The organism is Pseudarthrobacter sp. WHRI 8279 (assembly GCF_040224115.2).
Taxonomy (GTDB): Bacteria; Actinomycetota; Actinomycetes; order Actinomycetales; family Micrococcaceae; genus Arthrobacter.
Map to the genome: position 1 here is coordinate 4,102,272 of NZ_CP168162.1, position 11,821 is coordinate 4,114,092.

The 11,821-nt window shown below is 67.0% G+C and carries 10 protein-coding genes; 4 read left to right on the forward strand and 6 right to left on the reverse strand.

Features of this window, described 5'->3' with window-relative positions:
• Window positions 1-94: 94 nt before the first annotated feature.
• Entirely contained in the window at window positions 95-1,156 is a 1,062-nt protein-coding gene (locus ABRP28_RS18890; RefSeq protein ID WP_350000789.1) for a glycosyltransferase family 4 protein, read from the forward strand.
• A 54-nt stretch (window positions 1,157-1,210) separates the two neighbouring features.
• Window positions 1,211-3,355: a glycogen debranching N-terminal domain-containing protein gene (locus tag ABRP28_RS18895; RefSeq protein WP_350000787.1), complete on the forward strand. Its 2,145-nt coding sequence runs from the start codon at window positions 1,211-1,213 to the stop codon at window positions 3,353-3,355.
• Between the two features lie 65 nt (window positions 3,356-3,420).
• Here the strand turns inward: ABRP28_RS18895 and ABRP28_RS18900 are convergent, their stop codons facing one another.
• The 5 genes from ABRP28_RS18900 to ABRP28_RS18920 all read right to left on the reverse strand — a co-directional run bounded on the left by ABRP28_RS18900 (window position 3,421) and on the right by ABRP28_RS18920 (window position 8,117).
• Entirely contained in the window at window positions 3,421-3,954 is a 534-nt protein-coding gene (locus ABRP28_RS18900; RefSeq protein WP_350000785.1) for a GNAT family N-acetyltransferase, read from the reverse strand.
• Window positions 3,955-4,050: 96 nt separating this feature from the next.
• Complete coding sequence (locus ABRP28_RS18905) at window positions 4,051-5,046, reverse strand: sugar phosphate isomerase/epimerase family protein (protein WP_350000784.1); 996 nt, start codon at window positions 5,044-5,046, stop codon at window positions 4,051-4,053.
• 1 nt (window position 5,047) lies between these two features.
• A complete protein-coding gene (locus ABRP28_RS18910) occupies window positions 5,048-6,241 on the reverse strand; it encodes a Gfo/Idh/MocA family oxidoreductase (RefSeq protein ID WP_350000783.1) in 1,194 nt (397 codons plus the stop codon).
• Window positions 6,238-7,368, reverse strand: coding sequence for a Gfo/Idh/MocA family oxidoreductase (locus ABRP28_RS18915; protein ID WP_350000782.1), 1,131 nt, complete (start codon window positions 7,366-7,368; stop codon window positions 6,238-6,240). The genes ABRP28_RS18910 and ABRP28_RS18915 overlap by 4 nt, the downstream gene beginning before the upstream one ends.
• Window positions 7,365-8,117 (reverse strand): sugar phosphate isomerase/epimerase, encoded by a 753-nt coding sequence (locus ABRP28_RS18920; RefSeq protein ID WP_350000780.1) that lies wholly within the window; start codon window positions 8,115-8,117, stop codon window positions 7,365-7,367. Before ABRP28_RS18920 ends, ABRP28_RS18915 begins: the two co-directional genes overlap by 4 nt.
• Before the next feature lie 136 nt (window positions 8,118-8,253).
• Between ABRP28_RS18920 and ABRP28_RS18925 the strand changes: the two genes are divergently transcribed.
• The gene (locus ABRP28_RS18925; protein WP_350000778.1) at window positions 8,254-9,471 is read left to right on the forward strand and encodes an ROK family transcriptional regulator; all 1,218 of its coding nucleotides are present in this window, start codon (window positions 8,254-8,256) and stop codon (window positions 9,469-9,471) included.
• 7 nt (window positions 9,472-9,478) lie between these two features.
• Here the strand turns inward: ABRP28_RS18925 and ABRP28_RS18930 are convergent, their stop codons facing one another.
• A complete protein-coding gene (locus ABRP28_RS18930; protein WP_350000777.1) occupies window positions 9,479-10,438 on the reverse strand; it encodes a D-2-hydroxyacid dehydrogenase family protein in 960 nt (319 codons plus the stop codon).
• 143 nt (window positions 10,439-10,581) lie between these two features.
• Between ABRP28_RS18930 and ABRP28_RS18935 the strand changes: the two genes are divergently transcribed.
• A complete protein-coding gene (locus tag ABRP28_RS18935) occupies window positions 10,582-11,775 on the forward strand; it encodes an MFS transporter (protein ID WP_350000776.1) in 1,194 nt (397 codons plus the stop codon).
• Window positions 11,776-11,821 lie beyond the last annotated feature (46 nt).

The following is an 11,821-nucleotide window of genomic DNA, read 5'->3' on the forward strand; positions in this document are numbered from 1 at the left end:
TTGTTCCGAATCGCCATGCGGATTAACGAACGGGTCCGCTGGAAATGCCAGGACAACTGGGGATCCCGGCCTGTCGTCCTCATGGAGGCCAGGAATGCGTATAGGACTTGTTGCTGGACCCTGGATTCCCATTCCACCTGTGACCTACGGGGGGATTGAACGGGTGGTGGACAGTTTGGCCCGGGGTTTGGTGGCAGCAGGCCATGAGGTGCTGCTCGCAGCACCTTCTGAGAGCACGTGCCCTGTGCCGATCGTGCCGGGAATGCGGGCGGCAGCCCCCCATGAGATGGGTTCCACGACATCGGAACTCAGCCACGTGGTACGGGCCTACGAAGGCCTGGGGGACGTTGACATCATCCACGACCACACGATGGCCGGGCCCCTGTACATGCATTCACCCCGGGAAACGCCGTTGGTTACCACCATCCATGGGCCGCTGAACGCGAACGCCGTGGATATCTACCGGGCCATCGCCCGGCGGGCAGCCATTATTGCGATTTCGCGGGACCAGGCTTCGCATGCTCCCGACGTGCCCGTCACCAGGGTGATCCATCACGGTATGGATGTCTCACCGGTGCCGGCGGGCAGCGGCACCGGCGGGTACCTGTGCTTCGTGGGCCGGTCCTGCCCGGACAAGGGGCTGCTGGAGGCCATCATGATTGCCCGGGAGGCTGGCCTGCCGCTGCGGATCGCAGTGAAGATGCGCGAACCCGACGAAGTCCGGTACTTCCACGAGGTCATCGAGCCCTTGCTTGGGCCCAACGAGGATTTCGTGGGGGAAGTGGACGACGCCACAAAGTACCGCTTGATGGGCGGAGCGCTGGCCTTCCTGAACCCCATCCAGTGGTCCGAGCCGTTCGGGCTGGTGATGATCGAGGCGCTGGCCACCGGAACTCCGGTCATCGGGACAAGGATTGGGTCCGCGCCGGAAATAATCGAGCACGGACGCACGGGCTTCCTCGGGGAGACGGAGGACCTGGCCGGTTTCGTCGGGGCCGCCGCCGGGCTGAGCAGGGAAGCCTGCCGCAAGGCTGTCGTGGACCGCTTCAGCGTCGAGCGCATGGTGGACCAGCACATCCGCCTTTTTATGGAACTGATCGAAAGCAGACGGGCCGGAGGGGTTCCGCATACTGCGCACGTGCACCAGAATCTTTAAGGGCTGGCGGTCCCTCCCGTCCCCGGCAGGATCCCTGAAGGAAGGAGCCCTTTCATGACCGCGTGGAACGAAGATACCGAGGCAGGCGCTGCCGAGTCCGGTTCGGTGACGGTACTGGAGGGATCCTCGTTCTGCATTTCATCGGGGACCGGTGACATCAGTTCCGACGGCGGCACGAACGGCGCGTTCTTCCAGGACACCCGCATCATTTCCCACTGGGTGCTGCGGGTTAATGGCGCGCTGCGCGAGCCGCTCTCGGCCCAGCGGCCCAAACCCTTCGAAGCCACGTTTGTTGGCAGGGCGAAGTGGCCGGACGGACGGTTCGACAGCCCCCTGGTGGTCCGGCAGGTCCGCCACATAGGGCCGGGCCTGCAGGACGACATCACGCTGGAGAACTACTCGGCGGAACCGGTGGAATGCGAGATTGAACTCCTTGTCGCAGCCGACCAGGCCGACCTGTTCGACGTCAAGGGCGGGCGGATTCCCGCTACCCACGAGACCACCCGGTCTGTACGGGACGGCCAGCTCATCATCGAAAACGTCCGTGACGGGCAGCAGCGCGGGACGGCGGTCCGCGCCCGCGGGGCTGAGGTCGGCCTGGATGGGCTGCGCTTCTGGGCAACCATCCCGGCCCGCGGCAAATGGGCCACGAGCGTCATCGTGGTACCCCTGACCAACGGCCAGGCACCCGCCGAAGCTTTCACCGAAACCGGGATTCCGCATCACCGGGAAGGCGTCCGCCGGCACCGCCACTGGGAACAGAACGTTCCGCTGATCACCGTTGCGGACGCCAACCTGCAGGCCACCTTGAACCGGAGCCAAAGCGACCTGGGATCGCTGAGGATCTTTGATCCCCATCATCCCGAACGGGCGGCCGTGGCGGCGGGTGCGCCCTGGTTCATGGCCCTGTTTGGACGGGACTCCATACTGTCCTCCTACATGAGCCTCATGGTTGACCCGAAACTGGCCGCCGGCACCCTGCAGACCCTGGCAGGCCTCCAGGGGACAAAAGTGGACCCTGACTCGGAGGAAGAGCCCGGCCGCATCCCGCACGAGGTGCGGCTGGGCGTGACCGCGGGCCTGGCGGTGGGCGGAACAGCCTACTACGGGACCGCGGACGCAACCCCGCTGTTCGCCGCCCTCGTGGGGGAGCTCAGCCGGTGGGGCCTGTCCAAGGACGTTGTCCAGCCGCTGCTGCCGCACGTGGACCGCGCACTGGAGTGGATCGACCAGTACGGGGACCGCGACGGCGACGGTTTCGTGGAGTACCTTCGGCCCAATACCCATGGCCTGGTCAATCAGGGATGGAAGGATTCCTGGGACGGCATCAACTTCGCGGACGGAACAATGGCCGAGGCGCCGATTGCCCTGTGCGAGGTGCAGGCCTACGTCTACTCGGCCTTCGTGGGCAGGTCCCTGCTGGCCCACTGGGACGGCGACCGGGAGCTGGAGAGCCACTGGGCCAAGCGCGCCGAGGACCTGAAAGCGGTGTTCAACGAGAAGTTCTGGCTCCCGGAGAAGGGCTACTTCGCCGTGGCGCTGGACAAGGACAAGCGGCCGGTGGACGCCTGTACCTCGAACATGGGGCACTGCCTGTGGATGGGCATCGTGGACGAGGACAAGGCACCGTCCGTCGTGGAGCACCTCATGTCACCGCAGATGTTCACCGGCTGGGGAATCCGCACCCTGGGCTCCGACATGGGTGCCTACAATCCCGTCAGTTACCACAACGGTTCCGTGTGGCCCCATGATTCTGCCCTGGTTGCCACCGGGCTGATGCGCTACGGGTTTGTGGAGGAGGCCCGGCTGCTGGCCACCGGCATCCTGGAAGCCGCCGAACACTTCGACGGCCGGCTGCCGGAGCTCTTCTGCGGCTTTGACCGGGGCGAGTTTGAGGGGCCGGTGCCCTACCCCACGGCATGCTCGCCCCAGGCCTGGGCTGCGGCGGCGCCCATACAGCTGATCCGCGCCCTGCTCCGGTTCGACCCCGTGTACACCCGCGGAGTAGTCCACCTGGCGCCCATCCTGCCCGAGGATATGGGCGACTTCCAGGCCGCGAACGTACTGCTGGACACCTCCCGGATCACCATCCGGGCCCACGGCACCGGCGGCAGCATCGACGGACTGCCGCCGGGCCTCAAAATGCTCGCCGAACCCCGGCCGCACCTGGCCTACCCGCCCCAGGCTTATCCGGCCTGAGGCATCCCGCAGGGGAGGACCGGGCAGGGAGGACCAGGCAGGGAGGACCAGGCAGGGAGGACCAGTCAGGGAAGGGCCCGCTCCAGCACGAAATCGTGCTCTACCGTGCTGCCCAGGCTGAAGGACTTGGTTCCCACCTTGCGGAAGCCGGATTTCTCGTAGAACCGGATGGCCCGGGCATTCTGGCTGTTGACTCCCAGCCAGATACCGCGGCCGCCGGCCTCCGCCGCCGCGCGGAGGCTCGCCTGCATCAGCTCCGCAGCGGCCCCCAGACCATGGTGTTCCGGGTGCACGTAGCACTTGCTCAGCTCTACCGACGGCAGGATTCCGAGCGCGGAAACGACGTCGGGGTCATCAGCCGGCCGGTTCACCAGCAGGCTGTAGCCACGCAGCCCGCCGCCACCGTCGATCACAAGGATGGTGGTGTCCGGGTCGGCAAGGTATTCGCGGAAGTGCCGTTCGCTGAGCTTGTTCGCAAGGTGCGCCGCGATGTCAACGGGTGAGGCCGACGGCGGGCACGCCAAGGGAAAGGTGACGGCCGCCAGCTCAGCCAGCGCACCGGCGTCGTCCGCTGCTGCCTTGCGGATGGAAGAGGTCATGCAGGGATTTTACGTCCCCACCTTCCGAGTTTTTGTCCAGATATGCAGGCTTTAAGGCGTTCCAACCCTGCATATCTGGACAAAAACTCCTGGAGGTTACTGCTGGAAGGCGGCGTCGAAGGAAGTGTTCGACGGCGGGAAGTCGAACTTCTTGAGGGCGGCGAGGGCTTCCGGGGCGCCGTGCAGGCGGTCCATGCCGGCGTCTTCCCACTCCACCGAGATGGGGCCGTCGTAGCCGATCGCGGACAGCGCCCGGAAGGACGCCTCCCACGGGACGTCGCCACGGCCGGCGGACACGAAGTCCCAGCCGCGGCGCGGATCACCCCAGGGCAGGTGCGAGCCCATGACGGTGTTCCGGCCGGTCTGGCGGATCTTGGTGTCTTTGCAGTCCACGTGGTAGATCCGGTCCTTGAAGTCCCAGATGAAGGAGACGGGATCAATGCCCTGCCACATCATGTGGGACGGGTCCCAGTTCAGGCCGAACGCTTCGCGATGGCCGATCGCTTCGAGGGTGCGGACGGTGGTCCAGTAGTCGTACGCAATCTCACTTGGGTGGACCTCGTGGGCGAAGCGGACGCCGCATTCGTCGAAGACGTCCAGGATGGGGTTCCAGCGGTCGGCGAAGTCCTGGTAGCCGGCGTCGATGACCTTTTCCGGTACGGGCGGGAACATGGCCACGTACTGCCAGATGGAGGAGCCGGTGAAGCCGACCACTGTGTCCACGCCGAGTGCCTTGGCGAGCCGGGCGGTGTGTTTCATTTCCTCCGCGGCGCGGGTCCGGACGCCTTCGGGATCGCCGTCGCCCCAGACCTTTGGCCCGACGATGGCCTGGTGCCGGAAGTCGATGGGGTCATCGCAGACGGCCTGGCCCTTGAGGTGGTTGGAGATGGCCCAGACCTTGAGGTTGTACTTCTCCAGCAGGGCAAGCTTGGACTCGACGTAGCCGGGCTCGTCCCAGCGCCAGGCGTCCAGGTGGTCGCCGGAGACGGCGATCTCCAGGCCGTCGTAGCCCCAGCCGGAGGCGAGCCTGGCAACTTCCTCGAGCGGCAGGTCGGCCCACTGGCCGGTGAACAGGGTAAACGGGCGGGGCATGTCAGGCTCCTTGGGATTCGGCGGCCGGGTTGGCGGGGGCAAGCTGGATGAGGCTGCTCCTGGAAGCGGCGGACCGTTCCACGGCGTCCAGGATGCGCTGGACCTCCAGCCCGTCTTCGAACGACGGCGACGGCGCGGTTCCTGAACTGACCGCCAGCAGGAAGTCGCGGACCTCGTGCGTGAACGTGTGCTCCCAGCCGATGATGTGGCCCTGCGGCCACCACGCATCAAGGTAGGGGTGTTCGGGCTCGCTGACCAGGATCCGCCGGAACCCTTGCTCCCGGGCGGGGGCCGTGGCGTCCAGGAACTGGAGTTCGTTGAGGTTTTCGAGGTCGAAGCGGAGGGCTCCCTTGTCGCCGAAAACCTCGAGCTGCAGGGAGTTCTTCCGTCCGGTGGCCACCCGGGAGGCCTCCACGGAGGCGATGGCCCCGGAGGCGAGGGACAGCGTTGCCCAGGCGGCGTCGTCGACCGTTACATCCTCCAGCCCGCTTGCGGGACCACTTTCCGCCGGGCGCCGGTTGACGAAGGTGTGGGTCCGGCCCGAGACCTCCGTGACCTTGTCCCCGAGCAGGAACAGGACCTGGTCGATGGCGTGCGAGGCGATGTCGCCGAGGGCCCCGGAACCGGCGGTTTCCTTCTTCAGCCGCCAGGTCATGGGCGCCTGGTCATCCGCGAGCCAGTCCTGCAGGTAGGCGGCGCGGACGTGCCTGACCGTCCCGATCCTGCCCTCGGAAATGAGCTCCCTGGCCAGGGCGAGGGCCGGGACCCGGCGGTAGTTGAACCCCACCATCGACTGCACGCCCCGGGGCCTCGCGGCGCTGGCGGCAGCGGTCATGGCTTCAGCCTCGGCCAATGTGTTGGCCAACGGCTTTTCCAGCAGCACATGCTTGCCGGCAGCCAGGGCGGCGATGGCGATTTCCGCGTGCATCCAGCCGGGTGCGCAGACGTCGATGATGTGGATGTCGTCCCGGTCCAGGACGCTCCGCCAGTCCGTGGCGGTCTCTGCCCACCCGTACTTCGCGGCTGCCTCCGCAACTGCTGCGGAGTCCCGGCCCACCAGGACCTTCTGCTCGAACGCGGGGACATCGAAGTAGCTGGCCACGTTCCGCCACGCGTTGGAGTGCGCCTTGCCCATGAAGGCGTAGCCGATCATGGCCACGCCCAGCGATTTGGCGGTGCCTGCGTCCGGGCTCATGAAGTGCCCCCAAGCGTCAGGGTTTCCGGTGCCCAGTCTTCGGGGAGGGGTGCCGACGCCGGCGCGGAGCTTGCCACGTCCACGAACGTTCCTGAATCCATGGACTCCGAGATGGAGACCATCGCATCCAGCACGTGGTAGGCCAAGTCACCGGTGGCACGGTGCGGGACACCGGCGCGGAGCGAGCGCGCCATGTCCAGGACGCCCATGCCGCGGCCGTTCGCGGGCCCCGTGGCAGGGATGGTGGTCCAGTCCTCGTCGCCTGCCCGCCAGAGCTTGACGTCGCCGTCGAAGTTGTTGGGGTCCGGCAGGGAAAGGGTGGCCTCGGTCCCGGTGATCTCCACGAAGCCCATCCGGGTACGGGGGGACTCAAAGGAGAAGACGCTGTGGGAGGAGGCGCCGGATTCGAACTGGGCCATCGCCGAGACATGGGTGGGGACTTCCACCGTGAATTCCTCCCCGGCCTTGGGGCCGGAACCGATGACGCGGACGTCCTTGGCCTTGGACCCGACGGCGGCCACCTTGCGGATGGAGCCGAACGACTGGACCAGGGTTGTGAGGTAGTAGGGGCCCATGTCGAACAGCGGACCCGCCCCGTACTGGAACAGGAACGCGGGGTTGGGGTGCCAGGACTCCGGTCCGGGCGTCTGGAAGGTGGTCATGGCCGCCAGCGGGGTGCCGATGTCGCCGCGCTGGATCAGGCGCAGGGCGGTCTGCAGGCCGGCGCCGAGGAAGGTATCGGGGGCGCAGCCCAGACGGATGCCTGCGGAGTCGGCGACTTTGAGGAGCCCCAGGCCTGATTCGCGGTCAAGGGAGAACGGCTTTTCGGTCCAGACGTGCTTGCCGGCGTTGACCGCTGCGGTGGCCACCTCGACGTGGGCTGCCGGGATGGTCAGGTTGACGATGATTTCGACGTCGGGGTGGTGCAGTGCCTTGTCCACCCCGCCCCACTCGGCGATTCCGTATTCCTTGGCGCGGGCCTCGGCGGCGTCCTCGAAGAGGTCCGCGATCACGTGGACCTTGAGGTCGGGGAAGGTGGTGAGGTTGTCCAGGTACTGCTTGCTGATGTTGCCCGCGCCGATGACGCCGACGCCAACCGGGCCTTTAGCCATGGAAGGGGTGCTCATGCCTGGGCTCCTTCGGTGTTTGCGGCGGCATTGAGGAAAGCGAGGCTCTCGGCGATGCCCTCGAAGATGTCTCCGGCGTAGTCGTCAAACTCCACCACGCCCACCTCCAAGGAGGTGGCGGCGGCGATGACGTCCAAGACCGGGACGCGGCCCTTGCCCGCAGGCAACTGTGCCTTGGTGTCGGTGGTGAGGGGCCCGTCCTTAATGTGGATCAGCTTCACCCGGTCACCGAGCCTGGTGAGGATGTCCACGGGATCCTGCCCGCCGACAGACACCCAGTAGGTGTCCACTTCGAGGACCAGCTCCGGATCGAGCAGGCCGGCGAAATACTCCAGGGCAGTCCGGCCCTCGATGGTGGACTCCAGCTCCCATTGGTGGTTGTGGTAGCCGACGCGGATGCCGTATTCGGCGCCCTTCCTGGCGGCCTCATTCAACGCCGCGGCCGTCGCCTGGATGTCCTCCGCTGTTTGCCAGCGGTCGGCGGCGATGAACGGATCGATCACGGTGGTGATGCCCAGGTCCCTGGCCGCCGCAAAGATCTCGTCCTGGTCCTGGCTGAGCAGGGGTGCGTGGCCCGAGGGGGCGGTTAGCCCGTTCTCCTTGAGGGCTGCACCAAGTTCCTTTGCCGTGGCCACGAAATTGTAGGGCTCCACCTGGGTGAAGCCGATCTCGGCCACCCTGCGGATGGTGCCTTCCAGGTCCTCCTGGATAGCGTCACGCAGGGTGTAGAGCTGAATTGAATAGGACAAGTTGTCTCCCGGTTGCTTGGCCACGATGGCAAGTGCTGTGATGCAGGTCTACCTGCAAAGCTAGGAGTACTTTTGCCGAACGTCAAGCAAAAGTTGCTGCCGTGACATAAATAAGTAGATCTGCTATCCATGTCCTATGAACAAGACCACCGCCCGGCAGGCCCCCGCGGACTCCCTGGCGTTGCCGGGACGCGCCGGCGACATCTTCCAGCTGCTGCGGGACGGCAAGGCCCGCACCCGTGCCGAGCTGGCCGGAACCACGGGCCTGGCCAGGTCAACCGTGGCGGCGCGAATTGACGCTTTGATCGCCTCGGGACTGGTCGGTCCGGCGGGCGAGGCAACCTCCAGCGGCGGCAGGCCGCCGTCGCGCTTTGCCTTCAACCCGGCCGCACGGGTGGTGCTGGCGGTGGACATCGGAGCCACGCACGTGGCGCTGGCAGTCACGGACCTGGGCGGATCCGTGCTTGCTGAACGGCGGATGGACCAGCAGGTGGCGGACGGGCCGGAGAAGGTGCTGGGATTGGTGGTCCGCGAGGCAGCGAAACTGCTGGCGTCGGCATCCCGGGGAGTGCCCGACCTTGCAGGTGTGGGGATCGGGCTTCCGGGACCCGTGGAGCATGACACGGGGCGCCCGGTAACACCGCCCATCATGCCCGGCTGGGACGGGTTCGATGTGGTCCGGTTTGTCCAGCGCTCGCTGCCGGTCCCCGTGCTGGTGGACAACGACGTCAACATCATGGCGCTGGGTGAACGAACCGCCCATTGGCCGGACCACGACAACTTCATCTTCGTGAAAGTGGCCACCGGCATCGGCGCGGGCATCATCAGCAGCGGCGAGCTGCAACGTGGCGCCAACGGCACAGCCGGCGACCTGGGCCATGTCCGCGTCCCCCGCGGGGACGACGTCCTGTGCCGCTGCGGAAACCACGGCTGCCTCGAAGCCCTCGCCTCGGGACCCGCCATTGCCGCAGCCCTGCGAAATGAGGGGCTGGAGGCGGCGAAGGGGGCGGACGTGGTCAGCCTGGTGGCCCACGGCAGCCAGCAGGCAATCCAGGCCTTGCGCCAGGCGGGCCGGGACGTGGGCGATGTGCTGGCCACCGTGGTGAACCTCCTGAACCCGTCGGTCATCGTGATCGGAGGAAGCATCGGAGACTCGGGTGAGCACCTCGTGGCCGGCGTCCGGGAGGTTGTCTACCGGCGCTCGCTGCCCCTGGCCACCTCGCAGCTCCGGATTGGGCTGTCCCATGCGGGGGACAAGGCCGCCATCCTCGGCGCCAGCCAGCTGGTGACCCGGCATGTCCTTTCCCCGGCGGTTATCGAGGCAACCCTTGCCGGCAACGCCATGGCGGGCTGAGAGGCGGCTACGGCGTGATGGTCCGGATGGGGGCGCCGGCCAGCCAGGCGGTGACGTCCTCGAATGCCCCGCCGTAGAACTGGCGGTAGCTTTCCCGCGTGACGTAGCCAAGGTGCGGGGAGAGTACCGTATTGGGCGCGGTAAGGAGCGGGTGGCCCGCCTGCAGCGGTTCCTGGTCGAACACGTCCAGCGCCGCCCCGCGGATCCAGCCCTCGCTGAGGGCCTTCAGCAGGGCGTCCTGGTTGACCAGCGGGCCCCGGGCGGTGTTGACCAGGACGCCTTCGGGTCCCAGCAGCCGCAGCTCCTGCTCACCCACGATGTTTTCCGAGCGTGCCGAGAGCCGCAGGTGGAGTGTGGCGACGTCGGACTGGCGGAAAAGTTCGTCCTTGGACACCAGCCGCGCGCCAGCCTCCTTGGCTGCTTCAGCCGTGAGGTTCTGGCTCCACGCGAGCACGTCCATCCCGAAGGCCCGCCCGTAGGCCGCGATCCGCCGCCCAATCTTGCCAAGCCCCACCACTCCCAGGGTTTTTCCTGCCAGTTCGAAGCCCACCGAGGTCTGCCAGGTGCCGGCGCGCAGGAATTTCTCCTCGGCCGTCAGGTTCCTGGCAATGGCCAGCAGGAGCGCCCACGTCAGCTCGGGGGCCGCCGTGGGTGAACCCGGGGTGCCGCACACGGTGATGCCCTGTTCGACGGCGGCAGCAACATCGATGGAGGCGTTCGCCATGCCGGTGGTCACCAGGAGCTGGAGGCCGGGAAGTTTTTCCAGGACCTCGCGCGGAAAGGCCGTCCGCTCGCGCATGGCAACCACCATGGTGGCATCCGCCAGCGCGGCCACCAGGGCTTCGGGCGAGGCAAAAGGTTCACGGTAGGTAACAACACGCACCCCCTCCGCTTCGAGGGCTGCCCAGTCGGCAAAACCATGGGCTACATCCTGGTAGTCGTCAAGGATGGCGAGGCGGTGCTGCATGGCGTTTTCCTTCGTCCCGGATCTCTCTGGCGTGAAGTTCATCGTAAGGCAGCGGGTACCGCGGGGCCGCCTGAAACGGCGGAACCGCCGCGCGTGATAGCAATGGGAGTGATGAAACCACCCCCAGACCGGTCCTTCGCCCCGTGAGCGGCCGGATCCTCGCCCGGATTCCCGCCAGCTGGATCCTGCTGGCCTGCATCGGACTGCTTGCCCTTAATCTTCGGGGTCCGTTTGTAGCCGTGGCCCCGGTGGTGGACCTGATGCAGGCCGAGCTCAACTTCACGCCGGTGCTGCTGGGGCTGCTGACCAGCATCCCGGTTCTCTGCTTCTCCCTTGCCGCGCCCCTGGCATCCCTGGCAGCCAGGAAGTTCGGCGCCGAGTTCGCAGTGACGCTGACCATCCTTGGAGTGCTGGCCGGCGTCCTGGTACGTTCCGCGGGAGGGCCCGTCCTGGTGGTGGCCGGCACTATTGTGATCGGCCTGGGCATCACGGTGGGAAACATCGCGGTGCCCCTGATTATCCGCCGGGATTTTGCGCCGGCCCGGCAGGGAACCGCGATGGGCATCTACACGGCTGCCCTCAATATCGGTTCGTTCCTGACGTCGGTGGTAACGGCGCCGCTGGCCAGCGTGGCGGGGTGGAGGTTCGCGCTGGGATCCGTGGCGGTCCTGGCAGTGGCGGCGGTGGTGGTCTGGATCCTGGCGGTGGGCCCGCGGAGCGCGTTCCTGGTCTCGCCCGAAAGCACGGCGGACAGCAGCCTGGCGCCGGTCCGCGGTTCGCGCTGGATTACGGCGGGGCTGACGGCCGGGTTCGCCGGGCAGGCGTTTTCCTATTACGGGGTAACGGCGTGGCTGCCCAGCTACCTCAACGACGAGCTGGGAATGTCCGCGTCCGAGGCCGGCGCGGCTTCCTCCATCTTCCAGATCCTCGCCATCGTGGGCGGCCTCGGGGTGCCGTTTGCCGCCAAATACATGAGCATGGCGTCCCTGGCGGTCACCGTGGGCGTGCTGTGGATTACCGTGCCCGCCGGGTTGCTGCTGGCTCCCGGGGCCTGGTGGCTGTGGTCCATTGCCGGCGGCATCGCCCAGGGCGGCGGCATTACCGTCATCTTCATCGCCATCATCCGGCTGGCAAGGGACCAGGCATCGGCAGGACGCATGTCCGCCGTGGTGCAGGGCGCGGGCTACGCAATCGGAGCTGCCGCCCCACCGCTGGTGGGCTTCATCCACGACGTCTCGGGCTCCTGGACCCCCGCACTGCTGGTGATCCTGGCGTCCGTGCTGACGTTCTTTGCCAGCACTGCCCTTTCCGTGCGGCAGGTGCCCAAGGGGCGCTGAGCCAGGCGCCGCCGTCGTACGCCCCTTCCCCCGGACACAACGAAAT

What these genes read in the sequence shown, in the direction of transcription:
- ABRP28_RS18890 (WP_350000789.1), top strand. Translation starts at nt 95, where the DNA reads ATGCGTATAGGACTTGTTGCTGGACCCTGGATTCCCATTCCACCTGTG.
- ABRP28_RS18895 (WP_350000787.1), top strand. Translation starts at nt 1,211, where the DNA reads ATGACCGCGTGGAACGAAGATACCGAGGCAGGCGCTGCCGAGTCCGGT.
- ABRP28_RS18900 (WP_350000785.1), bottom strand. Translation starts at nt 3,954, where the DNA reads ATGACCTCTTCCATCCGCAAGGCAGCAGCGGACGACGCCGGTGCGCTG.
- ABRP28_RS18905 (WP_350000784.1), bottom strand. Translation starts at nt 5,046, where the DNA reads ATGCCCCGCCCGTTTACCCTGTTCACCGGCCAGTGGGCCGACCTGCCG.
- ABRP28_RS18910 (WP_350000783.1), bottom strand. Translation starts at nt 6,241, where the DNA reads ATGAGCCCGGACGCAGGCACCGCCAAATCGCTGGGCGTGGCCATGATC.
- ABRP28_RS18915 (WP_350000782.1), bottom strand. Translation starts at nt 7,368, where the DNA reads ATGAGCACCCCTTCCATGGCTAAAGGCCCGGTTGGCGTCGGCGTCATC.
- ABRP28_RS18925 (WP_350000778.1), top strand. Translation starts at nt 8,254, where the DNA reads ATGAACAAGACCACCGCCCGGCAGGCCCCCGCGGACTCCCTGGCGTTG.
- ABRP28_RS18930 (WP_350000777.1), bottom strand. Translation starts at nt 10,438, where the DNA reads ATGCAGCACCGCCTCGCCATCCTTGACGACTACCAGGATGTAGCCCAT.